Below are 25,232 nucleotides of genomic sequence, written 5' to 3'. Positions count from 1 at the left end.
GCGGCCATCATGGCCAGATCGGGCGCCGCGCCGTTGCCGTCGTCGAATCTCGTCGAGGTGCGCGGGCTGCGCGTGGTCGGCAGCCGTCCGGGCGAGCCGGATACGACGATTGTTCACGACATCGACTTCGAGATCGCGCGCGGCGAAGTGCTCGCGCTGATCGGCGAATCCGGCTCGGGCAAGACCACGATCGCGCTGTCGCTGATGGGCCATGCGCGCAGCGGCTGCCGGATCGTGGGCGGCGCGATCCGGGTCGGGGACACCGACGTGCTCGGGCTGGCGCCAAAAGCGCTCGCTGGCCTGCGCGGCCGCAAGGTCGCGTATATCGCGCAGAGCGCGGCGGCCGCATTCAACCCAGCCCGCACGATCATGGACCAGGTGGTCGAAAGCGCACTGATCCACGGCGTGCTCACCAAACGCGCGGCGCAGGAGAAAGCGGTCGAGCTCTTTCGCGCGCTCGCATTGCCGGAACCGGAGACGATCGGGCGGCGCTATCCGCACCAGGTATCGGGCGGACAGTTGCAGCGACTGATGGCGGCGATGGCGCTGATCACCGACCCGGAGCTCGTGATCCTCGACGAACCCACCACGGCGCTTGACGTGACCACACAGATCGACGTGCTGCAGGCGTTTCGCCGTGTGATCCGCCAGTGTGGGATGACGGCCGTCTATGTGTCGCACGATCTGGCGGTGGTCGCTCAGATGGCGGATCGCATCGTCGTGCTGAGCAATGGCGAGATTCGCGAAACGGGCCGCACGCAGCAGATTCTGCATGCACCGGCACATCCGTATACGCAAAGCCTGATTGCCGCGATTACGCCGGTTGCGCCGGCGCTGGCGGGTGCCCCTGAGGACGTCGACGCAACTGGGGCGGCAACCGGGGCAACCGGGGCGTCCGCCAACCAGGCGCAGGCGGCCGCCGCGCCGCTGCTTGAACTGCGCCGTCTGACGGCCGGTTACGGCGGAACCAATGCGAAAGGCTGGCCGAACAAGGTGATCCTGAACGACGTGGATCTCGTGATCGGCCGGGGACAGACGGTCGGGGTAATCGGCGAATCCGGCTCGGGCAAGACCACGCTCGCGAAGGTGATCGCCGGACTGGTGCCGATGGCGCGCGGCACGCTGATGCTCGACGGCGAGCCGCTTGCGGCCGACCTGCGCCGCCGCAGCCGCGAACAGTTCCGTCGCATCCAGATCGTGTTCCAGAACGCGGACACCGCGCTCAACCCGACCCATACCGTGGAGCGCACGCTCGCGCGGCCGCTGAAGTTTTATCACGGCATAAAGGGCGAGGCCGCGAAGCGCCGCGTCGCCGAACTGCTCGGCCTGGTGCGGCTGCCCGCGGAGCTCGCGCAGCGGCGCACCGGCGAGCTGTCGGGCGGACAGAAGCAGCGCGTCAATCTGGCGCGGGCGCTCGCTGCCGAACCGCAACTGATCCTGTGCGACGAAGTCACGTCCGCGCTCGATACGGTGGTCGGCGCGGCGATTCTCGAACTGCTGCGCGATCTGCAGAAAGAGCTCGGCATGTCATACCTGTTCATCACGCACGACATCGCCAAGGTCCGCGCGATCAGTGACGACATCGTCGTGCTGTATGCGGGACACCGCGTCGAGACTGGCAATCGCGACGCGCTGTCGGCGCCGCCGTATCACCCGTATTCGCATCTGCTGGTGTCGTCCGCGCCCGAGTTGCGCGAGGGCTGGCTCGAGGAAGCGGATGAGCGCTGCCATCGCGCGCTGCCGCCGATCGGCGAAGCGACGCATGAGTCAGAGCTTTGCACGTTTCTCGCGCGCTGCCCGATGCGGATCGACGGCGTTTGCAATCGCACTGCGCCGACCGAGCGCACGCTCGCGAGTGGCGCGCAGGTGCTGTGCCATCGCAGCGAGGCAGAGCTGGAGCAATACCAGAGCGTGCCGGGCGATGACGCGGCGGCAATGGCCGTGCTTGCGCAGTCTGCGAGCTTGCGGGGTTGAGGCGACGCGCGTGTGCGACGCGCGATGCCTGTGGGAGTGCGCGTCGCACACGCGCTTGCGCTGGCAGCACGGGCGCGTGACACGCGCCTCTTGTAGCCGAGCCGCGTGACATGCACCGTGTGGCGCACGCGTAACTCGAACGCGCGACCTGCGCCGCCCCTGCGAATCGAAGCTTCTGGCGTGCTCCCACCGCGATGCGCGGCGGGGCACGGTTTGTCTCGTCGGGCACGCGCTTGCCGGACATTTTGCGAGGATACGGGTCAATGGGCTTGAGAATCGGAGTCGACATCGGCGGATCGTTTGCCGATTTCGCGGTGCTGGACGATGCGACGGGCGAGCTGAAAACGCTCAAGGTCTTCTCGCGGCCGGATAGCCCCGGCAGCGAAGTGCTGCGCGGCATGGAAGCGCTGCGCGTGCGCGACGGCATCGATCCCACCGACGTGACGTACTTCACGCACGGCACGACGGTCGGCGTGAACGCTGTCGTGCAGCGCAAGGGTCTGCGGCTCGGCCTCATCACCACGCGACATTTCGAGGACGTGCTGGATCTCGCGCGCCTGAAGGGCCCGGACATGTATAGCCTGATGTCGAAGCGGCCCGCGCCATTGGTGCCGCGCGAACGCGTGTTCGGCGTGGTCGAGCGGCTCGCGGCGGACGGCAGCGTCGAGACGCCGGTCGACGAAGCGAGCGTGCTTGACGCGCTCGCGCGGCTCCAGCAGTCCGGTTGTGAAGGCGTGGTGGTGGCGCTCCTGCATGCGTACCGCAACCCCGCGCACGAGCATGCAGTGAAGGCGCTGATCGAGCGCGCGATGCCGGGCTTCTTCGTGTCCTGTTCGAGTGATGTGTGGCCGATCATCCGCGAATACGAGCGGACGTCGACGGCGGTGATTGGCGGCTATGTGCAGCCGAAGGTGTCGCACTATCTGGGTTCTCTGCAACGCGCGCTGGTCGAGACCGGCATTACCGCCGACATGAAAGTCACCAAGTCCAATGGCGGCGTGATGAGCGCCGAGGCAGGCAAGACCAACTGCGTGCACATGATCCTGTCGGGCACCGCGTCGGGCGTGATCGGTGCGGCTTATGTCGCGCGGCAAAGCGGAATCGATCACTGCATGAGCCTCGACATCGGCGGCACGACCGCGGACGTCGCGCTGATCGTCGACGGCGAGCCGCAGTACGCGAGCGGTGAATATATCGGGGATTTCCAGATTCATATCCCGTCTGTGTCGGTGTCGTCGATCGGCGACGGCGGCGGCTCGATCGCGTGGGTCGACGACTTCGGCGTGCTCAAGGTCGGCCCCGAAAGCGCGGGCTCGAATCCCGGGCCCGTATGCTACGCGCGCGGCGGCACCCGCGCGACGATCACCGACGCATTCGTCGTGCTCGGCGTGATCGGCAATGCGAGCCTCGGTTACAACTCGGTGAGCGTCGATCACGATGCCGCGCATCGCGCGATCGGCGTGCTCGCGCGCAAGCTCGGTATCGGCGTGTATGCGGCGGCCGAGGCAGTCGTCGATGTCGCGGTGTCCGGCATGTACACCGGCGTAAGCCGGATCGTGTCACGCTTCGGCATCGATCCGCGCGCGTTCGCGCTGCTGCCGTTCGGCGGCGCCGGGCCGATGCTCGCGTGCTATTTCGCGCGGGCGCTCGGCATGAAGCGCATCGTCGTGCCGACCGCGCCGGGCGTGCTGAGCGCGCTCGGCGGACTGATCGCCGACACCCGCAACGACTTCGTCAAGACCACCTACTACGACCTCGATGGCGGCACGCTCGCGCGTCTCGCCGACGACCTGCACGCGCTCGACACGGCGGCGCGCGCGTGGCTGCGCGAACAGATCGGCGACGACGCGGGCGCGAAACTGCATGTGTCGGCCGATATGCGCTACAAGGGGCAGTCCTTCGAGATCGACACACCGCTCGACGCAGCGTGGCTTGCGTGCGGCGACCTCGGCGCGCTGGCCGAGGCGTTCCATCGCGAGCACGAGCGGCTGTACGGGCACCGCGACATGCGCGCGACCGTGCAGGTGATCGCGCTGCGTCTGGTCATCAGCGCGGCGACGCCGAAGCCGGTGCCGGTGCCCGTCGCCGCAGGCGAGGGCGCGCCGGTCTCGGTGGGCACGATCCGCGTCTACATGGACGGCGCGTTTCACGACGCCGCGCTCTACCGGCGCGCGGACCTCAAGGCGGGCGAGCAGTTCGACGGACCCGCGGTGGTCGCGCAGGACGATTGCACGACCAGCGTGCTGCCCGGTTTTCGCGGCCGGGTCGACTGCTTCGGCAACCTCGTTTTCACGCTCGTTCATTGATCGCCCAGGGAGCTGCGCTCATGCAATTCGACAAGGCAGTGCTTCAGATTTTCGCGAACTACTGCGTGGCGGCCGCCGAGAGCATGGCCTTCACGCTCGTGCGCACCGCGCATTCGACCTTCGTAAAGGAGACGGAAGACTTCTCGTGCGCGATCACGACGCCTGAGGGACTCACGTTCGCGTCGCCGAAAACGCTCGGCGCGACGTGGTATGTCGGTCTTGATTACAGCGCCGTGATCGGCATGATCGACTGCTACGAGCCGGGCGACATCGGCATGACCAACGACGCGTATAGCGGCTTCGTCGCGACGCATACGCCGGATATCGTGCTGTGGAAGCCGGTGTTCTACGAAGGCGAGATCATCTGTTTCGTCGGCGGCCATATTCACAACACCGACATGGGCGGCGCTGTGCCCGCCTCGCTGTCGCGCACGCTGACGGAAATCCAGCAGGAGGGCATCCGGTTTCCGCCGTGCAAGATCGTGCGCAAGGGCGTGGTCGATGAGTCGCTGATCCGGCTGATGGCGACCAATGTGCGCGTGCCCGGCCAGAACACCGGCGACCTGCATGCGCAACTGGCGTCGCTGCATACCGGCGAGCGCCGCGTGCTCGAGATTGTCGAGCGCTTCGGCATCGACGGCTTCAAGACGGGGATGAGCGCGTTGCTCGACTACTCGGAGGAGCAGGCGCGCACCGTCTTGCGCGCGATCCCGGACGGCGACTATTTCTTCGCCGAATTTGCCGATGAAGATTCGGTCAAAGGCAAGCCGATGCGTGTCGCGCTGACCGCGCGCATCCGCGACGGCCTCGTGGAAATGGACTACACGGGCAGCGACCCGCAATTGCAGTCCTCGCTGAACATGCCGACGGGCGGACGCGAACGGCATGCGCTCGCGCTCGTCGGACTTGTCTACGTGCTGTACACGCTCAATCCGGAGATCCTGCTGAATTCTGGGATGCTGCGCGTGGCGCGCTGCATCCTGCCCGAAGGGACGGTGGTCAACGCGCAGGCGCCGGCCGCGGTCGGCATGCGCAGTCTGACTTGCAAGCTGACCCACCTGCTGACTTTCGGCGCGTTCTCGCAGGCGGTGCCGGAGCGGCTTGGCGCGTGCCCGGCCGGCGGGCTATCGATCCTTAGCGTCAAGACAACGGGCGCGCAAGGCGCGACCGTGATGGCGTCAATTGGACCCATTGGCGGCGGCGCGGGCGGCGGTCCCAACGATGACGGCGAAGACGGTTCCGGCGCGAACAACGCGTTTCTGCGAAACACGCCGGTCGAAATCAACGAGGCGGAAGTGCCCATCCGCATTCTGCGTTATGGCGTGGCGCCGGGCTCGGGCGGCGCGGGGCAGTATCGCGGCGGACAGGGGCTCGTGATGGAGTTCAAGGTGTTTTCACCGAACACGCTCGTCACCGCGCGCAACCGGGACCGCACGCGGTTCGCGTCCTGGGGCGTACGCGGCGGCCACGCGGGCGCGAATGCGCGCTTCACGCGCAATCCCGGCACCCCGCACGCTGAAGAGCTCGAAAACAACGATTTGGTCGTCTGCATGCCGGGCGACGTGATTCGGCTGATTGGCGCTGGGGCGGGCGGCTATGGGCGTCCGGTGGATCGCGATCCGTTGCGGGTGCGTGACGACGTGCTGCGCGGCTATGTCTCGGCGAACGACGCGCGCGAGACCTATGGTGTCGCGCTGACCGGCGATCAGGTGGATGAAGCCGCGACCGCCACATTGCGCCGTGCGCTGCGCGACCGGCTGAACGGGGTGGACGTGCCCGCGTTCACGTACGGCCCGTACCGTGACGCGTTCGAGGCGAAGTGGACCCGCGAACGTTACGCCGCGTTGACTGGCATCCTTGCCCGCCAGCCGGTGCAATGGCGCCACTTCATCAAGCACCGGTTGTTTGAAGCACTCGATGCGCATGTTGCGGAGCTTGCTGCGCAAGGCGAGGTCGATCACGGTGATGCGGCGCTCGTGGATCAGCTGTTTTGCCAGCTATGCGTCGCCTGCAAGGAGTTCGAGATGGCGGATCACGGCGGGGTCGCGGTGACAGCAAGCGATCGTGGTCGATGAGATGTCGCCGCCGAAGCGACGCAGCGCACCGGCCTGGGGGATAGAACGCCAGCTGGGCCGACTATGAAGCCGAGAACGGGCGCTTCGTTGGTTTTCTGACAAAGCCCGTTGGTCCGGGCGACCCGTACGGATGCTATCCGCTGTACACGCGCGACAGTGCATGCTTCTGGGTGCGACCGGCATGAAAACCGCAACGCGTTCGACGTTCGCTACACTGGATCGGCTTCAGTTACCTTGCGATTTTCTATGACGCAAATTATTCCTTTAATGTGCGGCTTCTATCACGCTCCAGATTCGCTCATTGGAATCACCCATGAATCGTCTCGCGATAACAGCCCGGCACTTGGTGCAACGATAGTGCTCGAGAGCGAGCGTACCGTTGCACTCTGCGATACCGATCAATGTGAGGCTGTCTTGCCGTTGAACATCGACGGGGCGGCCGTCAATGTTTGCGCATATTTCGCAAACTTCCACAGTGCCTCCTGATTTCGTCGTTGACGTTATCCGGTATCCGAACTGCCGCTTATGCGAGGTTCGCAAAAAGGGGACTGCCCGGGGTAACTACATGCGGCAAACACCCGGATCCTTCCAGTCCTCAACGCGTCGGCCTGGACAGCGAACGTGCTTCTCGAGCGGCATATTGCTCGCTTGCCATCGGTCCGAGCATGCAAGTCCGAGCGGAACATGCAGAGGAGCATAGGCGCAAAATTGCTGCATCGCAATATTGAATTGCGGTGCCAGACCAGCGATGAGCGTCTCTTCGAGAGGAATTGAAGGGCGACGCCTCACGTGCGAAGGGAGCAACGAATCCATGCTCAACGCTGAGGCGCTTCACGGTTTCTGGCCGCAGCAACGGTGGGCACGAGAACCGCGAAAACGACGATTGCCAAAGCGACGATAAAGAGTCCGGCAAACGTCAGATGAACCGACTGATGAAGAGCCAGACGAATGGCGGCAACGCTGTCCGTACTGCCGGGTGCTGACTCGATCACCTTGCGCAGTTGATCGGAAGTGACGGCGCCAAGCGTCTTCGAATGAGCCAGTCCGTAGTTGAGCAAGGCGCCGAAGACGGTCGCGCCGAGTGTGCTTCCAAGGTTGCGCGAGAACAGGTTTGAGGCGGTAGCGCTGCCACGTTGCGACTTGTCGACCTGCTCCTGGATGAGGACGAGAGAAGTGACGCTAAGCGCGCCCATTCCAAAGCCCATGACCAGCGATCCGATAGCGGCCACAAGCGGTGTGCTATGAGGGGTCAACGACACGAAGAGCATCGCGCCAACCGGGATCACTGTGCTTCCACCGATCAGCAGCTTGCGCAAATCGAACCGGTGAAAGGAGCGGGCGGAAAGCGTGGCGCCCAGCGGCCAGCCCACCATGACCATGGTCAGCGCAAAGCCCGCGACCACCGGCGTGCGATGCAGCACGCCCTGAACATACATCGGCAGAAAGGTTGTCAGCCCCATCAAGGCCATGCCGGAGAAAAGCGTCGCGAGGTTGGTCATCGCAATGGGCCGATGCCCCCACAGGCTAAACGAGATCATCGGGTCCGGGCTTCGCCGCTCCTGCCAGACAAACAGCGCCGCGCTTGCGATGAACACGCTGCCGCTGAGCATTGCGTGCGTATAGTCCCCTGTACTCAGGCTCGTCAAACCGATCATGAGCGCAGCGATGGCCGCGGTAAAGAGAACCGCACCGCCGATATCGATCGATGGCCGAGCGCCTCTTTCCTTTTCATGCAGGAACAGGACAAATCCTGCGGCTGAAATCAATCCAATGGGGATGTTGATCCAGAAGATCCACGCCCACGATAAGTCACGGACAATCAATCCGCCGATCATTGGTCCGAGGACGGCCGCCGTCGCCCACACGCTGGCCAGATAGCCCTGAACCTTTCCACGCTCTTTCGCCGGATAGAGGTCGCCCACGATGGTCAGCGTGACCGGTTGTATTGAGCCGGCGCCGATGCCCTGAATGAGTCTGAACACGATCATCGCAGGCATCGACCAGGCGAAGCCTGCCAGCAACGATCCGACCAGGAAAATGGCAATACCGGTCAGCATGATTCGCTTGCGACCAAAGATATCCGCGAGCTTGCCAAAGACCACCGTCATGGCGGTCTGCGTCAGCAAGAACGACGAGAAAACCCAGCTATATAAATGCAGTCCGCCGAGTTTCGTCACGATCTGCGGCATGGCAGTCGAGACGATTGTCGCTTCGATGGCGACCATCGCCAGCGAGGCCATCACGGCTGCGATGACAAGTGGCCTGGATGTCTCCGATCTGGAAGACAGGTTGACTAACAATGTGTTCATGAGATTCCTGCTGAAATGGCGACGGTTCAGGACATGCTCCGCGCGTCACCGATGTCGATAGACTTGGCAAACCGCCTGTCCCAGATAAGCGGGAATCTCCGGATGGCCCGGACTCAACTGTAGGGCCGAGCTACCCGTTTTCCCCTGCCCGAAAGATTCAAAAATCTGCTCAGGCGACTCAACCGGATATCTGCCGACATTGCCCGACATGGGGGCAGCGTTCCAGGCGGAGTGAATGATCCTTTGATTAGCCGGCGCGCGAATGGTGAAACCGGCGCGTGAGCGCTGCCGCTTGCCGGGCCGAGCGACGGCGCCAGCGCCACCGCATGGCTTATTGGCCGAAGTTCGGCAGAGGCGTGCGTTGCAGCGCAGAAAGCCGCAGCTGGCAGCCAAGGGGAGTGGGCAGTGGTTCGGAGGCGGCCGGTAGTCGCACCGAAGCGGGCTTTCCGGTCGGAGAATGTGGCCGTTGCGGTGGCGGAAAAGCGTTATCAAGCGAGCTATCGGTGTCGCAAATTACAATGCTCTGAAAGCCGTCGGGTCTAATGTATGAAGAAAGCGCGGGGACACAGTTTGCGGAAGCGGATCATCGCGAGAAGCAAATTATTCTCGCGATCTATATGTTCGCCCTATTTCCGCACTTCATATGCTCACGATAGACGATGTACGAATGATTCCCTTGTTTGCTGGTCTGCCAGACAGCGAACTTGATCGTTTGGCAAGGTCCGCTGGCGATGTACATTTGCAAGCCGGAGATTTTGCCGTACATGAGGGCGGAGAGCCTGCGCTTTACGCAGTGCTGGAAGGGAAATTAGAAGCCTTCAAGGTCTTTGATGGTGTTGAGCGCACGCTTGGTTGGAGAACGCCTGGAAGTGTGTTCGGCGAACTGCCGCTTGTGTTGAGCTCGCCATTCGTTATCTCTTACCGAGCTGCTTTGCCGTCTCGGGTTATGCGTGTCGACACACAACACTATTATGCAGTTGCGGCCTCATGCCGAGAAATCGCCGTAAAAGTGGGTCTCCTCGCCCGAGAGCGCGTCGGAGGGTTGCAGGAAATCGCTGACGAGCCGCCCGCGCCTCGGGCGACGATGATCGGCGATCGCCTTGATCCTGCCTGCAGGGCGTTGCAACAGTTCTTGCAACGCAATCAGATAAGCTTTGAGGTGAAGGCGCCCGATGATTTCGAGAAGCAGTCTTCGGAGTCCGGGGAACGTTTTCAAGAAGCTGATTTTCCCCTTTTGAAATTGCATGACGGGGCTGTTCTCCGGCGCCCGTCAACTCGACAGCTCGCTACAGCGCTTGGCTTGCGCACCCAGCCGAGCCTTCGGGACTATGACACCGTAATTATCGGAGGAGGTCCAGCTGGGCTTGCGGCAGCCGTCTATGGTGCATCTGAAGGTCTGCGTACTCTGGTCCTCGAGCGCGAGGCACTAGGTGGGCAGGCGGGCACCTCATCGCGCATCGAAAATTATCTGGGTTTTCCGAATGGCGTATCAGGGGAAGAGCTTGCAAGCCGCGCGTTGCAGCAGGCGAAGAGACTCGGTGCGGAGATCGTGGTTGCGCGATCGGTCAGGAAAGTCGAGATTGGCGCCCACTGTCTACACCTCGATGGGGACGACATCATTCAGGCGCGAACAATCATCCTCGCGACAGGCGTCAGCTGGCGGAGGCTCGATATCGAGGGGTGTGAGCGATTTGCTGGTAAGGGTATCCATTATGGTGCCTCGCGCGGCGATTCCGGTGGTACGCACGGTCTCGACATTTTCCTCATCGGCGGTGGCAATTCAGCCGGTCAGGCCGCCTTGAATTTCGCCAATCATGCTCGGCACGTAACGCTTGTCGTGCGTGGGGATTCGCTCGAGAAAAACATGTCCCGTTATCTAATCGAGCAGATCAAGGCAAAATCCAACGTCTCCGTCCAACTCGATTCGGAAGTGACCGCGGTACGGGGGGACTCGCGTCTGTCCGCGATCTGTCTGCGGGACCGGTCACATGGAGAGGTGAGCTGGAAAGCCTGCGGAGGGCTCTTCGTTTTTATCGGTGCAGACGCGGAGACGGGATGGCTACCGTTGGAGATCGCGCGCGATCAACGCGGGTTCGTGCTCACGGGCGACGATGTCGTTAAGGCCGGGCGCTGGTCCGAAACTCGCGACCCTTACCTGCTCGAAACGAGTATCCCGGGCGTATTCGCATGCGGTGATGTACGACTGAGTCCCGTCAAACGTGTCGCCTCCGCCGTTGGAGAAGGCAGTATGGCAATCGCATTCGTTCACAAATACCTGGAAAGTCGTCGAGGATGAATAGTTAGAGGCGTGCAAATAGGTTTATCGTCAGGTTAACGCCCCACGTGCCAGCTTTAAACACGTTGACGTGAAGCCATGGCGTGACGTCCCGCCATGAGAATGCTTGCGGATCTCGCGGCGAGTTTCTACCGGGTTCCAATCACCATTGAATCGGGGCCGGTAAGCGGCTCGACGCGTATCTGTTTGAAGCCGACTTCCTGCATCCATTCGCGACACTGCGCACCCGTATAGTCGAAACCGCCCGGTGTCTCGATGAGCATGTTCAGGCTCATCAGCAGGCCAAACGCATTGCGCCTGCGGTCATCGTCGATTACCGAGTCGTAGACGATCAGGCAACCGCCGGGCGGTAGCGACGCGTAGCATTTCGCGAGGAGCTCGAGCTTCTGCCCGAGATCCCAGTCGTGGAGGATGTGTCCCATCACCAGCACATCGGCGGATGGACATTCCTCCTTGAAGAAGTCGCCGGGATAGAAATGCAGCCGGTCCTGCAGGTTGTGCGACGCTACGTACTCTTCAAACACAGGGCCCACTACGGGCAGATCGAAGCCGCCGCCGCGCAAGTGCGGATGCGCAAGCGCGACCTGCACAGGTAACGCGCCCTGGGCGGCACCGATGTCGATGAAAGTGCTGTAGTTGCGCCAGGGGAATCGTTGCGCAATCGCCTTGGCCGTGCCCAGGCTGACCCCGCTCATCGCCCTGAGGAAACCCCGGAGCTTGTGTTCGTCGCGATACATCGCGTCGAAGGGATTGCCACCCCCTTTCGCCTCGTTCTGTGGAAGCCCCGTGCGAAGCGCTTCCGTCAGATGGCCCCAGAACGGATACAGGCGCGCGTTGGCCATTTCCAGTAATCCACCCACATAGCCAGGCTTGGCCACGTCCAGAAAAAGCTCGGCGTCTGGCGTATTGCGGTATTTCCCGTCTTCGCGTTCCAGCAGATTCAATGCGACCAGCGCGTCAAGAAAGTCGAGGGCCGATCTCGGATGCAATCCGAGTGCCTCGGTAAGCGCCGCAGCGTCGCGAGGTCCCGTCGCGAGGCACGAGAAGACACCGAGTTCGACTGCGGACAAAAGGGTCTTGGACGCCCAGAACCCCATGCCCAGTTGTAGTAGCCGTTCAGGCGAGGGTTCTCGCGTGCGCGGGTGGTCAGCGCCTGGCTCCTGTCGATCCATGCTCGATGTGCTTTCCATCATTGCTCCCGGAGGACGTGTGATCCAGCATCAGACAGGATGGTAGGCGAAAGGAAATTTTTCGAGCGTTCGCTACCGTACAGACAGATTCCAGCTCGGTGTGCAACCGGTGGCCGCCAGAGCGCATCTGGCGACAGTCGCTTTGCCGCGCTGCTATTGCGTCATGACCCATTGAATCAGCTGGTGGGCGTCCTCTGCCGAGATGGACCCGCCGCGTTCCGGGGGCAGCGGCATGGCCGTGTCGCCCCAATGCGCACGCCCACCTTTTCTAAGCTTGATTTCGAGCATCTGTGCTGCGTTCGGTACGTTGCGGTACCGGTCTGCAATCTGATGAAACGAAGGCGCAAGAAAGGGAGCATCGGATGTATGGCAGAACATGCAGTGGTGCTGATCGACCAGGCCATCCGGTTCCTTCGATTGAGCGCGAACTGGACTCACACTGGCGAGCAATACGCTCGACGCGCAGGCGAAGATAACGAAAGGGCGTGCATGAATCACGGCAACGACTCCTTGTGTCCACCCAGGATTTGTTCTCTTTTCATCACCGAAGGCAAATGCCCAGGCATCAATCCACGACGTCCGACAACTCTCGCCGCGGCGAATGCTCCGCATGTGGACCGCGCCCGACGCGCAGCAGCAACTGAGGCACGGCGTCGACGTTCAACAGGGCCCTGAGCTGATCGCGCAGCGTCGTGACTTCGATCGGCTGATTCAGATACGACGCTGTCAACCCGTTGGACGTCGCGACCAGCAACATACGTTGGAGGGCCTGGCCCGCGGCCAGCCAGGCTTCGCGGTCGTCGCGGATAGTCGCAATGCCTACGAGAAGCGGCGAGCCCTCGACAAGCCGCTGATGAGTGGCGGGCGTCCCGGCACCGACGTCGAATACACGCACGACTGACGCCATAAGCGGCAGTGCGAAATCGAGCAGGCTACCCACGGCAGCGCCATACGCAGGCATGCCGTCGGAGTGCCGGCGCGGATGAATCCAGCTTGCGAGTTCACGTCGAAAGCGCGGATCGGCAAACTGCATGTGGTCGGCTTCCGCGATCAACTGTGCGATGGACCGACGGGAAGACTCCTGGTCTACGCAGACAGCGATGGCACCTTCCGCATCGCACGCACCGATCATCTGGCTTTTCAAGGATTCGGCTATGGGTTCACTGGCGAAGGGCGATCGCGTTGTCACGCGTCGGGTTATGGCGTTGAACAGGTTCGCCAGCGACGGGTCGCGGGCACCCGTCGTGGTGACCTTGATACGCGCGACGACATCGGGATCGAAGTCCGACGGGAAAATCCGGATCGACCAGGCGAGTCCGAAATGGCTCAACGCCACGCGCAAATTGAATAACGCCGCACCGCAACTGATCAGCATCTCGCGATCGAACGGATCGACGACGGGTAACGCACGCGTGCGGTCGGCGCAGAGGTGGACAGTGTCCCCATCGACGATGAATCGCCACGGTTGCGCATTGTGATTCGACGGTGCGAGCACGGCGTATTGGAGCGCGAAACGGATCTGCTTTTCCATCGGCGCGAGGGCGTCGAAGAGATGCTCGTCGGGCTGCCATGCAGAAGGGGACGCGTGCGTGCTCATGGGAATGTTCCTTTCGATCCTTGAGGGACTTGTCTTCATCGTGGCACGCAACGTCGGGGAGCATTTGAGGCAGGTCAATCTTCTGGCGGTGCCGTTGCGACCATGAAGCCGCGCTTCTTGAAGCGCTTCGAGAGGTTGAGGAAAAACGCCGCCAGAGGCTGTTCGGCGGTCATGGTGCCGGGCAACATCGCTGTCCCGGCTCGCGGACGATTTCGCTGTTCAGCCCGTGGAGTGGTCCAGATGCGCGCCTGAGGTTTGGGCAGCCGTTGACGTGCGTCAAGTTCGGCGGACCGAGCGGGACCACACTGTCAATTATTTGACGGAGGTGGGCCATGTACGAACGAATCGTCGTCGCGCTCGACGACAGCGCTTGCGCGCAGCGCGCGCTAGGAGAGGCCGTGCGGCTGGCGAGCCTGTCGCATGGGGTCGTGGAGGTGCTGTCCGTCGTCGATAGGGGCAAGTGGCCGGAAGGCGACACGGGATACGAACTGGAGCCTGAAACGCGTATCGCCTCGAGTATTGCCAGCCGGGTCTTCGAAGGCGCGCAGCAGGTGTTGCGCGAAGCCGGCGTGCGCGGAACGGTGCGGGCCATCGATGCGTACGGTGAAAACGTGTCCGCAGTGCTGGCGCGGGCCGCTGAGGAATGCGACGCCGACATCATCGTGATTGGCACGCACGGAAGGCGTGGCACGCGGCGGCTTTTGCTCGGCAGTGTCGCGGAGTCGCTCGTGCGTGCTACGCAAAAGCCGGTGCTGGTCGTGCGGCACGATTCGACGCCTCTCGCGTAATGTCAGGCGGCCCGCGCTTTTGACGCGGCGCATGGGCTGCCTGATCGCATTGCCGCAGCTCGGACATGCACTGGCCGGCGCGACGGATGACCTTCGTACCGCCTGTTGTCACCGCCGCGCCAGGTGCACTGTCAGTGCTTTCAGTGGGACATCAGCACCGGTATGGTCATCGATTCGAGCATCGTCTGCGTGACGCCGCCGAATACCCGCTCACGCGCGCGGGAATGGCCGTAAGCGCCCATCACGATCAGGTCGAAGTGCAGATCCGACGCGCGAGCGAGCAGCGACGCGCCCGTTCGTGCGCCCAGACGAGGCGGCGTCAGCGAAAACGATGCATTAATGCCGTGGCTGTCGAGCCACGCTGCCACATCGATGCCGACGGGCGCCTCCGAATGAGGGTCGGCTCGCCGTACGATGTCGACGGACACGTAACGCGCCGCCTTCAGTAACGGAAGCGCGTCTGCTACGGCGCGCGCCGCTTCGCGGCTGCCGTCCCATGCGACCAGCACATTGTCGCCCGGTGCGTTCACGGTGCCGGCATGCGGAATCACCAGCGCCGGACGGCCCGCGTCGAGCACCAGACTGCCGACGAACCTTGGCGCAACGTATGACGCTGCATCCCGCAGATCGTCCTGACCGAGTATCAGCAGATCCGCATGGCGAGCGTGCAGCGTGGCCACCTCCAGCGCAGGGCCACGTGGCGCTCGCCATTCGACGCTGCCGTGGCCGCAACGCTGCGCAGCGGCGAGGAACGCGTCGTGCGCGCGTTGCTGGCGCTCGGCCAGCTGCGCTTCGAACTCGGCGAACGAAGCGCGATCGTCCCGCGCGAACGACCGCCTGAGCGTGTCGGTGGACACGGCGTACAGCCCGATCAGGTGAGCCTCCCAGCGCCGCGCAAGATCGAGCGCCAAGGCAATCCGGATCGGGGCATGGCGACTATCGTCGATATGGACGAGCAGCGTTTTGTAGCTCATGTCAGTGCCTTTTCATTGGACGTTGCAGCAGCGGAACCGGCGGGAAGACCGGCCGCACGCGCCGGAATCATCAGCACGGGGCAGGCCGCGCTTCGTAACACCCGCTCCGCGACGCTTCCGAGCACGAGACGCCGGAAGCCACGGCGGCCATGCGTGCCCATGACGATCAGATCGGCATGCCATTGCGCGGCCATCGTGTTGATGCGATGCGCGACGTCCTCGCCGGGCGGCGTGACCTCGACGACTTGCGGCGTGCCCGTCACGCCGCGCTTGTCAAGGCGCGCCTTGGCATCCGACGAGATGCGCCTGCCTTCTTCCTCGAACGCGTCCCGGATGATGGATGGATCGAAGCCGGGCGCGTCGTAGGCGATCACGGGCACGTCGATCACATACAAGGGCAGCAACTGGGCCCCATGTTCGGCGGCGAGCTTCACGGCGGTATCGAGCGCGCGCGAAGCCGTGTCGCTACCGTCGAGCGCAACGAGTATGCGGCTATACATGGCATCTCTCCGAGGGTTAGTGCGAGAACAGAACGGGCACTGTCATCGACCGGAGCAGCGTGCGCGTGGCACCGCCCATCACCAGGTCCCGCAGACGCGTGTGCGCGTAAGCGCCCATGACGATCATGTCGCAGCCAAGGTCGGACACCTGAGACAACAGGACGTCGCCGACGGGCGTGCCACCTTCAGCAGCGATGTCACGGACCTCGACTTTCACGCCATGACGTGCCAGCGTCAGCGCGATATCGGCCCCGGGAATGCGTGGGCAACCCGGTGCGTCCCGCTCCGCGTTGACGGTCACCAGCGTCACTTTGCTTGCGTTCGACAGAAAAGGAAGCGCATCGTGAATCGCGCGCGTCGCTTCGCGGCTTGCGTCCCACGCGATCAGAATGTGCTTGCCGCATTCCGTGAATGAGCCGCTCGACGGCACCACCAGCACGGGGCGCCCCGCCGCCATCACCAGATTTTCGATGAACTGCTCGGCTACGAACGACTCGGGATCGACCACATCGGCTTGGCCTGCGACGATCAGATCCGCAAGGCGTGCGTACGGCGGCATGACATCGTTCGCGTAGCCTGTTGCCGCGATCCACCGTCCCTCCATCTTGTTACGCGTGAGCGCCGCGTGAAAGTGATGCTGGAGCGTCATGCAGCGGTCTTCCCGCAGCCGCTCGTGCTCGATGTAGTAATTGGCGGTGCCTCCCATGATGAAGAGGGCATGCGGGTCCGGCACATAGGTGCACAGGACGCCCGTGAGTTTTGCGTGGAAGCGGCGCGCAAACTGCAACGCCAGATCGAGACGGGACTGCGCATGCGTGCCCGTGTCCAGGTGAACGAGAATGCTTGGGTAACTCATCGCCAAGGCTCCAGGGGTCGATGCGGATAAGCGGGCGCACCCGCGCTGCAATCGAGTCTATGAGGCGGTCCGCCGCGGCGGTTGATGCAGATCAACGCCTGGGATGCGGGATGGCGGCTTGATGCAGGTCAATCCATGCCGGTGATGCGCAGCTAGATTAGACAGAGATGTCTTTGCCGTTCATCGACTGTGGAGCATTGATCATGAAGCGAGAATCCGATGCCGTCGCGCCGCCTGGGGTTTGCCGCGCGGCCCTGGCAGCGCCTTTACACGTGACCGAGGCATGTCAGCACGCGATCGTGCATGGCGCTGCGCCGTCGAACGAGGCGCGCGCAGTTCGATCGCCTGTTCATCAGGCAACTGGCATGGAGGTCTGACATGGAAACAGGACGTGTGGCTTTCGTCACGGGCGGCATGGGCGGGCTGGGCGCTGCGATCAGTCGGGCGCTGAACGATGCCGGCATCACAGTGGCGATGTCTTATTCGACGCGCAATGACCACGTCGCGACGTGGTTGATGAAAGAGCGTGATCTCGGCCGTCGCTTTCACGCGTACGAAGCGGATGTCACCGATTACGATTCGTGCGAGCGTTGTGCGAAACGCGTCCTCGACGAGTTCAAGAAGGTCGATATCCTCATCAACAACGCCGGCATCACACGCGACGCGACGTTTGCCCGTATGAGCAAGGCGGATTGGGATGCGGTGCTGCGCACCGATCTCGATGGACTGTTCAACATGTCCAGGCAGTTTCTGCCCGGCATGGTCGAGCGCGGCTATGGGCGTGTTGTCAATGTGGGTTCGGTGAATGGTTCGCGTGGCGCATTCGGGCAGGTCAATTATTCGGCTGCGAAGTCGGGGGTGCATGGATTCACGAAGTCGTTGGCGCTGGAAGTCGCGAAGCACGGCATCACTGTGAATACGGTGTCGCCGGGCTATCTGGCGACGGCGATGGTTCAGGCCGTCCCGCACGACATCATGGAAACGAAGATTCTTCCGCAGATTCCCGTTGGGCGGCTCGGACGTCCTGAAGAGGTCGCGGCACTCGTGGCGTTTCTGTGCTCCGACGACGCGGCGTTCATGACGGGCGCCAATCTCGCCATCAACGGCGGCATGCACATGGAGTGAGTCTGGCGTCGCAGTTACCGGCAGATCGCCGCCGCGACGCAGGCAGACCGACGCGTCCGAACTTCGCTGCACGATGCCCGTGGCGTATTGCTGTCGCACGGGGACGACGCGTCGAATCGCGGCAATGCTGGCGTCGCAGCCCGGCGCCGATCGCGTGAAGGGCGGCAGCGTCCCGTCGTATCGGCCAACCAGGGACAGGCGTCACTGCGTGCGCTGCACCATGCCTGTCCCCTTCACCGCGCCTAGTCGAGCACCAGCACGACGCGCCCGTCGACCGTTCCTTCCCGCAATTGCCCGAACACCTTGTTGATGTTTTCGAGGCGGTCGCGATGGATATGCGCACGAACACTGCCTTGCGCAGCAAAATCCAGCGACTCCTGCAAATCGCGTCGCGTGCCGACGATCGACCCGCGCACGGTGATGCCATTGAGCACGGTCGAGAAGATCGGCAACGGAAAGTCGCCGGGCGGCAGCCCGTTCAACGCGACCGTTCCGCCACGCCGCACCATGCCGAGAGCCTGAGCAAACGCGCTGCGCGACACGGCGGTTACCAGCACGCCGTGGGCTCCGCCGATTTCCTGCTGGATCGTGGCCGCGGGGTCCGTCGTGTTCGCATTGATCGTGAGCTTCGCACCGAGCTTGCGAGCGAGCGCCAGCTTCTCGTCGGAAATGTCGACCGCGACGACGTGCAGGCCCATCGCGATCGCATACTGCACGGCTACGTGACCCAAACCGCCAATGCCTGAGATGGCCAGCCACTGGCCGGGACGCGTGTCGGTTACGCGAATGCCTTTATAAACGGTGACGCCGGCGCAGAGAATCGGTGCGATGTCGTCGAATGCGACGTTATCGGGCAGGTGTCCGACGTAGTTCGGATCAGCAAGTACATACTCGGCATATCCGCCGTTGACGGAATAGCCGGTGTTTTGCTGGTCGTGACAAAGCGTTTCCCAACCGCTCAGGCAATGCTCGCAGTAGCCGCAGGCCGTGTAGAGCCACGGCACGCCCACGCGGTCGCCTTCCTTCACGTTCCTCACGCCGCTGCCGACAGCCGCGACATAGCCCACGCCCTCATGGCCCGGAATGAAGGGCAAGGACGGCTTGACGGGCCAGTCTCCGTCGGCCGCATGGAGATCGGTGTGACACACGCCCGACGCCTTGATGTTGACCAGAATCTGGCCCGGCCCGACTTCGGGAACCGGGACTTCTTCGATACTCAGCGGCGCACCGAACTGATGAACGACGGCAGCCTTCATGTGACGCGTCATGTTTTGCTCCTCCAAAAATTACCGCAGTAGTGACAGCAGATGGCGCGCCGCACGCAAACACGTCGTGCGCTCGACCGCGCTAGACACGCAGCGAACCGCGCAATGTGCCGAAGTCCGTGCGTGGCCTGCGATGCACGGGCGAACCGTCGCGCACGGAGAAGGTCGGCTTCCCGGCATCGGCATGAATGGCTTGCGCGAGGCTGAATGGAAAGACGTGCAGCGAAGCGTTGTAGCGTTGCGCGGCACTGTCGTAGCGATCGCGCGCGGCCGCGATACGCCCGGCCGACATCGCGAGGCGCGCCTGAAGCTGACGAAAGCGCGGCGTCGCGCTCAGCCGGTGCTCGGATTCGCACGCGACCATCAGTTGCGACATCGCGTCGGTCAATTGACGTTGCGCGACATCGAAGCGCGCGAATAACGCGGGCGCGTCGACGAATTCCGGCGTCGCGTGGAGCGCAGCGACGCCCGAGCGCGCGCTCACGACCTCCGCAAGCGCCGATGAACCCGTTGACAGGGACGGGCGTGCCAGCGCTATCGCTTCGTCGGCCAGCGAGAGGCGGTCGTTGTAAAGATCGAGAACCTCGGCGAACGCCGCCCGTGCTTCCTCATTGCGCACATGCGGGCGATCGGTGCCACAGCCCGCCAGCACGCAGAAAGCGATCAGCAGAGGAATGAACCGAAGGGACTTCGACATCGTGCATTGCTCGCGTGAGACCAGTCCTGTCGAGCGTAGAACGGTTCGCGCCCCGGCCATTGATCCCTGTCAACCGGTTCGCGATTAGAACGGGCTTGCGTCGGCATTCGGGAGAATCGGATGCTGTTTGATCAGGATCAGTTTTCACACGCAGCGGGCCATTACCTTGAAGGGGTTCATGACTTCGCTTCGGAGCCGAAAACGTGTCGATCCAGCATCGTGAAAACGACGAGCAGGCGGGAGCGGCCGGGCGAGTGAGCGCGGTGTGCGGCGCCGTGGCGGCCATGCTCGAAGCACTGGTGCGGGCGTCGCGCATCGAGCGTCAGCGCGAGATCACTTGCCAGATCGTCGAACTCGCGACGACAGCGGCACAAACGCCAATGCAACCGGGCGCGCAGGGGGCACCATGGCGCGGTTGAATCTCGGGCTGTGCAGCGCTCTCGTCGGATCGGCATGGCTTGCAGCATGTGCAACGGCGTCGCATGAAGCCGCGTTTCGTGCAAAGGAAGTCGAACTCTTTCGGGCTCGCCAGGAAGCGAGCATTGTCTGCACATCGACAGCCGCCTGCGACGACGCATGGAAGCGCACAGAAACATACGTTGCGGGGCACTCCGCGACGCGCATCGTGCAGGCCGACGATGCCGTGATCCAGACCGCGTTCCCCCATGCGTTCGGCTTCGTCTATCTGGCCGCGTCGAAAGACGCCGACGGCAAGGGCGGCACTGCCATCCGGTTGAAGGCGATGTGCCGCGGAATGTACGACAGCGACGGCAAGGCCGGGCTGTTGTATTCAACGTGCGCAAAATCGATCATTTCGGTAGAGACGGGTTTCCGGCCGTGGCTGGAGAAGCGCAGCGACTGATCCGGTTCTGCGGAAGCCCGTGCCTTCGCGCACGCGTGACGGAAACAGGACGTGTCGGCATCGCCCACAATCGGCACGCGGCTATTCGCATTCTGACTGCGATGGCGGAGCGTGATCTGAGTCAAGCGTTGCGACGAGGCATGGCGTAGCCTGATAAGCAGCGGCATTGGTATCTTGCTGGCACGTCAGGCTGCACGCGGCAGCCGATGTCATCAAGCGTCGTCTCCCACTCTACTTGCGCGATGGCTAACGGGCTCGACTTCTTTACGATCAGCGGCGCCGATGCGCATGACGGTGCGCGCGCCATGCGCGCGTGGCGCGTCATTCGCTGGCTTCTGTGCGGATTGAGCCTGCTTGCCATCCCCGCGTTCTATGGCGAGCTCACGTCGGCTTCACAGGGCGTGCTGATCATCGCGCGCGGCCTGTACCTGTGCATGTTCGCGGGCTTCGCGCTCTGCCTGCTGTGGATGCTCCACACCAGCAGGAAGCCGAAGGCATGGCTTGCGCGCAACCGGCTTGACGTGACGCTCATGATCGGCGCTGCGATCAGCGCGGGGTGGGGCGCGCCGCCGTGGCAGACGCTCGAATGGGTGTTGCGGTTGCTATTCGTCGGCCTCGTGGCGATCCGCATCGTCCTGTCGCTGAAGGTCTTTTTCGCACCCAACCGGCTGATCGGGTTGTTGATCGCCGGTGCCGGCGTGCTGGCAATGGCTGGGGCAGGATTCCTCTTGCTGGAGCCGAGGGTCCACAACTACGCTGACGGTCTTTGGCTCGCGTTTGAAAGCAGCGCGACGGTCGGTTATGGAGACATCGCGCCCACCACGCCAGCATCGCGCGTGTTTGCCGTGTTCGTCGTGCTGCTGGGTTACGGCATGTTGTCGCTGGTTTTTGCGAGCATTGCGGCCGCGTTCATCGGCAAAGAGGAACGCGCGCTGCGCCACGAAATGCACCGCGACATCAAGCACCTGAACGCCGAAATTGTTCAGCTGCGCGCAGAACTGCGGGCATTGCGCGAAAGCCTTGCTCCATCGGGCGATGCGATCGCCGAAGCGGAAGCGCTTCATCCCGTGCCGCGAGATCAGCACGGACCATGAAGCGGCGCGACGGGCCTCGCGTATCGTCGCGCCGGATGACGCACTCACTCGGCGCACTCACTCGGCGCACTCACTCGCCGCGAAACTGCGGAACGGGAACCGCACGTTTGACTGACCGGTTCGCGTACGGCTGGGCATTCACGGCGTCGTTGTCCGCAGGCAGACGCGACGTGGATGCCGATTTTGTCTGGGCCGTTATCGGGGCGTTTGTCGCCGCAAGGGAAGCGGATTGCGGGTTCGTCGCGTTGCCGTTCGCATCGATGTGCGCGCCCGAGGCCAGGTCTGACAGACGCTTGCAATACAGCATGGTCTGCGAGGCGCAATCGGGCCACATCAAGGTGGCCGCCACCGCATAGTCGAGCGGACTTTTGGCGGACGCGACCCGCGTCCACATCTCGTGCCAGAGCGCCATGCCTTTCGTGAGCGCTTCGGCGTGTGCCAGAGCGAATGCCTCCCACGTCGACGGCAAACGATAAGACGGCACCTGTCCTTCCCATGATCCCGGTGCCGTGGCGTGCAGATCAGAACGAGCGGTATTCATGTCTGTCTCCTGGTTGCTGAAAAAGCGGCATCTCGACGCGTGTTGCCGCGCGTCCGGCGCGATGCAAGCAGCTTCGACATCGACTCTAGACCCCGCTTCGCGTTGCCGCTTGAGGCACATCAAGTTTTGGATTCCGCGCCCGGTGTCAGCGTGACGCGCATGAGGTGGGGCACGTCGACGACCGTTGATACAAATCAATTCCGCCATCGCGCGAGCATCGAATATAGAAGCATGCCCGGCGTACGCGCCGGAACACGATGAGGGAAGGCGATGAACCGCAACATGGCACACGACACGGCACCGGTCGCATTGGAACGAGTCCTGGTTGCCGCCGAGGGCGGCGCGGGCCTCATCGGATTGACGCGATTCGCGTTGCGATTTGCAGCGCCCGACGCGCTGGTGCGACTCGTCGATGTGATCTGCAACCCGGCCGCGCTGGTCCCGACGCTTCTGCTGTCATATCCGGACTGGAGCGAAGCCCATCGCGCGATGCTGCGTGCGTCACAAGCCCGTCTCGATCAGGCGGCGCATGGCGCGGCAGAATTCGTGGCGCGTCCGGAGACCGAGCTGATCGACCTCGCAGAGATGCATCGTCACGCGACCGACGCGTTGAGCGACGCAGCCCGGAATTGGCACACAGATCTGATCGCCGTCGCTTCGCATCCACGCAGTCACCGTTGGGCGTGCAGGCTCGATCCCGAGGAACTCGTCGCCGTGTCGCATTGCCCGGTGCTGCACGTGCCGACCGCGTGCCTCGGCGGTATAGACGCAGGCGTGGCGCGCGTGCTGGTTGCCGTCGATGGTTCTGAAGCCTGCATGGCGGCGCTACGTCTTGCGGCGCACATCGTGCCCACGGCCGCCGCGTTCAGGGTGATCTACGTGGCGGACGGCCGTTCAGGGCTGAGAGACCTGCTGCCGCGCGGCTTTTTCCATCACGACGGCACACGCGCACTGGCCGACGCCCAGGCGTTGATGAAGCGCGCGTCGCGGCCGGTGGAAGCGGTGGTCGCCGAAACGGACCTCGAATATGACGACGTCGCGAGCGTCATTCTGCGCGAAGCGAAGCAGTGGCAGGCCGACCTCGTGGTGATGTCGTCGAGCAGCCGGCCGATGCTCAAGCATCCGCTGCCGGGACATGTCGTCTCGCACACGCTGCGGGATGCCGAGTGTCCCGTGCTCGTCTGTCCGCCCCAGGCGGGGCGGGCGACGCACGCCGAGTCAGCAGGCAATGACGCGCAGCCGGCGGCGACGCCGGAAGGCGTGGTTTCGCCACCGCCCGCGTTTCTTTGAATTGTCGTTCGTGCATTCGTTGCGGAGGAGTCGATCATGTACAAGCGGATTATGGTTGCGCTGGACGGCAGCAAGTCAAGCGCGCACGTGCTGGAAGAGGCCGTGAAGATGGCGGGTCTCACGCAGGGCACCGTTCACGCCGTCTATGTCGTCGACAAGTCGCCGCTCTTCAACTATGCGGGGTACTACGATCCGATCGCGCTCGTCGATGCGCTGCGCAAGGATGGCCGGGAGACGCTCCAGAACGCGGAAGCAGCGTGCAAGGCGGCGGGCGTCGCGTGCGAAGCGGAGCTGATCGAAACCGAGCGGCTCTCCGAGGACGTCGCAGAGACGCTTCGACACTACGCTGCCCGCACCGGCGCGGAACTGGCCGTGCTCGGCACGCACGGCCGTCGAGGCGTGCGCCGCGTCGTGCTCGGCAGCGTCGCCGAGCGCTTCGTCCGCTTCGCCGAATGTCCCGTGTTGCTCGTCCGTGGCGTCGAGTCCAGGCAAGAGTCCAGGCAAGAGTCCGGGACGGACGCCTGACCCAAGAGCGGATCATGCCTCGCCAGCCATCCAGGATCGTGCTGGCGCGCGCCGGGGTGTAGGTGTCTTTGGGCGCGCTCGTCGGGACGATTCACGGGCTGATTCGACGGCGTTATCGCGTTCCGCAGGCGCGTCGAGAGGCCTTGCGCCGGCAGCCGGGCATCGAATCACGCATACGAAACTGCGCGTCTGCGGCTGCCATGCGCCGCAGGCGTGCTGTGAGCCGCTTTAGCGGTCGGACAATCGTGGCCATGTGCGTGGCCTGCTTACTTCAAGGAGAGGTGCAATGAGCAATTTGACGCGGTTTGACCCGTTCTCGATGGACCCTGTCGTTGCGGATCTGTTTCACGGTTTCTTCCGCCCCATGCGTTCGATGACGACGAGCCAGGACACCGAGCTTGCGTCGATGAAGATCGATGTGACGGAGAGCGACAGCGCCTATACGGTGAAGGCAGAGCTTCCGGGCGTCGACAAGAAGGATATCGACGTGCAGATCGACGGACGCGTCGTCTCGATCAACGCGAAGGTCGAGCGCAACAAGGAAGAGAAGGATGGCGAGCGCGTCATCCGGCGCGAGCGCTATTCCGGGGCGATCAGCCGCTCGTTCTCGCTCGCGGGCGAAGTCGATGACGCCAACGCAAAGGCGGAGTACAAGGACGGCGTGCTGTCGTTGAGCCTGCCGAAGCGGGCACCGACCGACCAGAAGCGTCTGACGATCAGTTGAGCGGTGGTGGGGCCTTCATTCGCCGGTTGCACGCGCCGGAAAACAAGGTGCCGACAGTGCGTCGAAGCGATGCACGAAATGGTATGGCTGACGGGAGGCGAGGCGGGCTTGAGTGGCAGGCCCGCCATTTTTCATCCGCATTGATGCGGCGGTCTATAGCGGGTGTGCCCGAGTTTTGCCCGATTGCGCGGCGCCCTGCATTGCGGGCGCCGCGGTGACATTGGAATCACGTTAAGACAGCGAA

22 protein-coding genes are annotated in these 25,232 nt (G+C 63.4%); 12 read left to right on the top strand and 10 right to left on the bottom strand.

Annotation, left to right across the window (positions count from 1 at the left end):
• The first annotated feature begins 9 nt into the window (after positions 1–9).
• The 3 genes from H3V53_RS23400 to H3V53_RS23390 all read left to right on the top strand — a co-directional run bounded on the left by H3V53_RS23400 (position 10) and on the right by H3V53_RS23390 (position 6,355).
• Entirely contained in the window at positions 10–1,974 is a 1,965-nt protein-coding gene (locus H3V53_RS23400; protein WP_336600009.1) for an ABC transporter ATP-binding protein, read from the top strand.
• A 263-nt stretch (positions 1,975–2,237) separates the two neighbouring features.
• Entirely contained in the window at positions 2,238–4,280 is a 2,043-nt protein-coding gene (locus H3V53_RS23395) for a hydantoinase/oxoprolinase family protein (RefSeq protein WP_336599984.1), read from the top strand.
• Positions 4,281–4,300: 20 nt separating this feature from the next.
• Positions 4,301–6,355, top strand: coding sequence for a hydantoinase B/oxoprolinase family protein (locus tag H3V53_RS23390; protein WP_336599983.1), 2,055 nt, complete (start codon positions 4,301–4,303; stop codon positions 6,353–6,355).
• A gap of 815 nt (positions 6,356–7,170) precedes the next feature.
• Here the strand turns inward: H3V53_RS23390 and H3V53_RS23385 are convergent.
• Entirely contained in the window at positions 7,171–8,643 is a 1,473-nt protein-coding gene (locus tag H3V53_RS23385) for an MDR family MFS transporter (RefSeq protein ID WP_336600008.1), read from the bottom strand.
• 688 nt (positions 8,644–9,331) lie between these two features.
• Here H3V53_RS23385 and H3V53_RS23380 point away from each other — a divergent pair.
• Positions 9,332–10,960: an FAD-dependent oxidoreductase gene (locus H3V53_RS23380; protein ID WP_336599982.1), complete on the top strand. Its 1,629-nt coding sequence runs from the start codon at positions 9,332–9,334 to the stop codon at positions 10,958–10,960.
• 128 nt (positions 10,961–11,088) lie between these two features.
• Here the strand turns inward: H3V53_RS23380 and H3V53_RS23375 are convergent, their stop codons facing one another.
• From H3V53_RS23375 to H3V53_RS23365, 3 genes are all read right to left on the bottom strand, one after another.
• On the bottom strand, positions 11,089–12,132 hold the full coding sequence (locus H3V53_RS23375) for a methyltransferase (protein ID WP_336599981.1): 1,044 nt from the start codon (positions 12,130–12,132) through the stop codon (positions 11,089–11,091).
• Positions 12,133–12,303: 171 nt separating this feature from the next.
• The gene (locus H3V53_RS23370) at positions 12,304–12,600 is read right to left on the bottom strand and encodes a c-type cytochrome (RefSeq protein WP_419539560.1); all 297 of its coding nucleotides are present in this window, start codon (positions 12,598–12,600) and stop codon (positions 12,304–12,306) included.
• 115 nt (positions 12,601–12,715) lie between these two features.
• Positions 12,716–13,747, bottom strand: coding sequence for an Acg family FMN-binding oxidoreductase (locus H3V53_RS23365; protein ID WP_336599979.1), 1,032 nt, complete (start codon positions 13,745–13,747; stop codon positions 12,716–12,718).
• A 332-nt stretch (positions 13,748–14,079) separates the two neighbouring features.
• Between H3V53_RS23365 and H3V53_RS23355 the strand changes: the two genes are divergently transcribed.
• Positions 14,080–14,535: a universal stress protein gene (locus tag H3V53_RS23355; protein ID WP_054925302.1), complete on the top strand. Its 456-nt coding sequence runs from the start codon at positions 14,080–14,082 to the stop codon at positions 14,533–14,535.
• A gap of 140 nt (positions 14,536–14,675) precedes the next feature.
• On the opposite strand, the gene H3V53_RS23350 is transcribed toward H3V53_RS23355, so the two are convergent.
• The 3 genes from H3V53_RS23350 to H3V53_RS23340 are packed head-to-tail and all read right to left on the bottom strand — an operon-like array spanning position 14,676 to position 16,865.
• Positions 14,676–15,509 carry a universal stress protein gene (locus H3V53_RS23350; protein ID WP_336599978.1) on the bottom strand — a complete coding sequence of 278 codons (834 nt, stop codon included), beginning with the start codon at positions 15,507–15,509 and terminating at the stop codon, positions 14,676–14,678.
• Positions 15,506–16,009, bottom strand: a complete 504-nt coding sequence (locus H3V53_RS23345; RefSeq protein ID WP_054925304.1) for a universal stress protein — start codon at positions 16,007–16,009, stop codon at positions 15,506–15,508. The genes H3V53_RS23350 and H3V53_RS23345 overlap by 4 nt, the downstream gene beginning before the upstream one ends.
• A gap of 16 nt (positions 16,010–16,025) precedes the next feature.
• Positions 16,026–16,865 (bottom strand): universal stress protein, encoded by an 840-nt coding sequence (locus H3V53_RS23340; protein ID WP_336599977.1) that lies wholly within the window; start codon positions 16,863–16,865, stop codon positions 16,026–16,028.
• Between the two features lie 378 nt (positions 16,866–17,243).
• Here H3V53_RS23340 and H3V53_RS23335 point away from each other — a divergent pair, with 378 nt between their 5' ends.
• Positions 17,244–17,990 carry a beta-ketoacyl-ACP reductase gene (locus tag H3V53_RS23335; protein WP_336599976.1) on the top strand — a complete coding sequence of 249 codons (747 nt, stop codon included), beginning with the start codon at positions 17,244–17,246 and terminating at the stop codon, positions 17,988–17,990.
• 242 nt (positions 17,991–18,232) lie between these two features.
• Here the strand turns inward: H3V53_RS23335 and adhP are convergent, their stop codons facing one another.
• Positions 18,233–19,258, bottom strand: coding sequence for an alcohol dehydrogenase AdhP (gene adhP / locus H3V53_RS23330; protein WP_336599975.1), 1,026 nt, complete (start codon positions 19,256–19,258; stop codon positions 18,233–18,235).
• Positions 19,259–19,337: 79 nt separating this feature from the next.
• Positions 19,338–19,952, bottom strand: a complete 615-nt coding sequence (locus tag H3V53_RS23325; protein WP_336599974.1) for a LemA family protein — start codon at positions 19,950–19,952, stop codon at positions 19,338–19,340.
• Positions 19,953–20,155: 203 nt separating this feature from the next.
• Here H3V53_RS23325 and H3V53_RS23320 point away from each other — a divergent pair, with 203 nt between their 5' ends.
• The 3 genes from H3V53_RS23320 to H3V53_RS23310 all read left to right on the top strand — a co-directional run bounded on the left by H3V53_RS23320 (position 20,156) and on the right by H3V53_RS23310 (position 21,908).
• Positions 20,156–20,371 (top strand): hypothetical protein, encoded by a 216-nt coding sequence (locus H3V53_RS23320; RefSeq protein WP_336599973.1) that lies wholly within the window; start codon positions 20,156–20,158, stop codon positions 20,369–20,371.
• On the top strand, positions 20,359–20,814 hold the full coding sequence (locus tag H3V53_RS23315) for a hypothetical protein (protein ID WP_336599972.1): 456 nt from the start codon (positions 20,359–20,361) through the stop codon (positions 20,812–20,814). The genes H3V53_RS23320 and H3V53_RS23315 overlap by 13 nt, the downstream gene beginning before the upstream one ends.
• Positions 20,815–21,056: 242 nt before the next feature.
• On the top strand, positions 21,057–21,908 hold the full coding sequence (locus H3V53_RS23310; protein ID WP_419539559.1) for a potassium channel family protein: 852 nt from the start codon (positions 21,057–21,059) through the stop codon (positions 21,906–21,908).
• Positions 21,909–21,978: 70 nt separating this feature from the next.
• Here H3V53_RS23310 and H3V53_RS23305 read toward each other — a convergent pair whose 3' ends face one another.
• Positions 21,979–22,449 (bottom strand): hypothetical protein, encoded by a 471-nt coding sequence (locus tag H3V53_RS23305; protein ID WP_336599970.1) that lies wholly within the window; start codon positions 22,447–22,449, stop codon positions 21,979–21,981.
• 270 nt (positions 22,450–22,719) lie between these two features.
• Here H3V53_RS23305 and H3V53_RS23300 point away from each other — a divergent pair, with 270 nt between their 5' ends.
• The 3 genes from H3V53_RS23300 to H3V53_RS23290 all read left to right on the top strand — a co-directional run bounded on the left by H3V53_RS23300 (position 22,720) and on the right by H3V53_RS23290 (position 24,988).
• Complete coding sequence (locus H3V53_RS23300) at positions 22,720–23,739, top strand: universal stress protein (protein WP_336599969.1); 1,020 nt, start codon at positions 22,720–22,722, stop codon at positions 23,737–23,739.
• A gap of 36 nt (positions 23,740–23,775) precedes the next feature.
• A complete protein-coding gene (locus tag H3V53_RS23295; RefSeq protein ID WP_336599968.1) occupies positions 23,776–24,264 on the top strand; it encodes a universal stress protein in 489 nt (162 codons plus the stop codon).
• 286 nt (positions 24,265–24,550) lie between these two features.
• The gene (locus tag H3V53_RS23290) at positions 24,551–24,988 is read left to right on the top strand and encodes an Hsp20/alpha crystallin family protein (RefSeq protein WP_336599967.1); all 438 of its coding nucleotides are present in this window, start codon (positions 24,551–24,553) and stop codon (positions 24,986–24,988) included.
• Positions 24,989–25,232: the final 244 nt, after the last annotated feature.

Origin of the sequence: Paraburkholderia bengalensis (assembly GCF_037126505.1) — a bacterium.
In the GTDB taxonomy this organism is placed as follows: Bacteria; Pseudomonadota; Gammaproteobacteria; order Burkholderiales; family Burkholderiaceae; genus Paraburkholderia; species Paraburkholderia bengalensis.
The sequence above is the reverse complement of the archived record's forward strand: the minus strand, read 5'-3'. Positions and strand labels throughout refer to the sequence as shown.

What these genes read in the sequence shown, in the direction of transcription:
- H3V53_RS23400 (WP_336600009.1), top strand. Translation starts at nt 10, where the DNA reads ATGGCCAGATCGGGCGCCGCGCCGTTGCCGTCGTCGAATCTCGTCGAG.
- H3V53_RS23395 (WP_336599984.1), top strand. Translation starts at nt 2,238, where the DNA reads ATGGGCTTGAGAATCGGAGTCGACATCGGCGGATCGTTTGCCGATTTC.
- H3V53_RS23390 (WP_336599983.1), top strand. Translation starts at nt 4,301, where the DNA reads ATGCAATTCGACAAGGCAGTGCTTCAGATTTTCGCGAACTACTGCGTG.
- H3V53_RS23380 (WP_336599982.1), top strand. Translation starts at nt 9,332, where the DNA reads ATGATTCCCTTGTTTGCTGGTCTGCCAGACAGCGAACTTGATCGTTTG.
- H3V53_RS23375 (WP_336599981.1), bottom strand. Translation starts at nt 12,132, where the DNA reads ATGGATCGACAGGAGCCAGGCGCTGACCACCCGCGCACGCGAGAACCC.
- H3V53_RS23365 (WP_336599979.1), bottom strand. Translation starts at nt 13,747, where the DNA reads ATGAGCACGCACGCGTCCCCTTCTGCATGGCAGCCCGACGAGCATCTC.
- H3V53_RS23355 (WP_054925302.1), top strand. Translation starts at nt 14,080, where the DNA reads ATGTACGAACGAATCGTCGTCGCGCTCGACGACAGCGCTTGCGCGCAG.
- H3V53_RS23350 (WP_336599978.1), bottom strand. Translation starts at nt 15,509, where the DNA reads ATGAGCTACAAAACGCTGCTCGTCCATATCGACGATAGTCGCCATGCC.
- H3V53_RS23345 (WP_054925304.1), bottom strand. Translation starts at nt 16,009, where the DNA reads ATGTATAGCCGCATACTCGTTGCGCTCGACGGTAGCGACACGGCTTCG.
- H3V53_RS23340 (WP_336599977.1), bottom strand. Translation starts at nt 16,865, where the DNA reads ATGAGTTACCCAAGCATTCTCGTTCACCTGGACACGGGCACGCATGCG.
- H3V53_RS23335 (WP_336599976.1), top strand. Translation starts at nt 17,244, where the DNA reads ATGGAAACAGGACGTGTGGCTTTCGTCACGGGCGGCATGGGCGGGCTG.
- adhP (WP_336599975.1), bottom strand. Translation starts at nt 19,258, where the DNA reads ATGACGCGTCACATGAAGGCTGCCGTCGTTCATCAGTTCGGTGCGCCG.
- H3V53_RS23325 (WP_336599974.1), bottom strand. Translation starts at nt 19,952, where the DNA reads ATGTCGAAGTCCCTTCGGTTCATTCCTCTGCTGATCGCTTTCTGCGTG.
- H3V53_RS23315 (WP_336599972.1), top strand. Translation starts at nt 20,359, where the DNA reads ATGGCGCGGTTGAATCTCGGGCTGTGCAGCGCTCTCGTCGGATCGGCA.
- H3V53_RS23310 (WP_419539559.1), top strand. Translation starts at nt 21,057, where the DNA reads ATGGCTAACGGGCTCGACTTCTTTACGATCAGCGGCGCCGATGCGCAT.
- H3V53_RS23305 (WP_336599970.1), bottom strand. Translation starts at nt 22,449, where the DNA reads ATGAATACCGCTCGTTCTGATCTGCACGCCACGGCACCGGGATCATGG.
- H3V53_RS23300 (WP_336599969.1), top strand. Translation starts at nt 22,720, where the DNA reads ATGAACCGCAACATGGCACACGACACGGCACCGGTCGCATTGGAACGA.
- H3V53_RS23295 (WP_336599968.1), top strand. Translation starts at nt 23,776, where the DNA reads ATGTACAAGCGGATTATGGTTGCGCTGGACGGCAGCAAGTCAAGCGCG.
- H3V53_RS23290 (WP_336599967.1), top strand. Translation starts at nt 24,551, where the DNA reads ATGAGCAATTTGACGCGGTTTGACCCGTTCTCGATGGACCCTGTCGTT.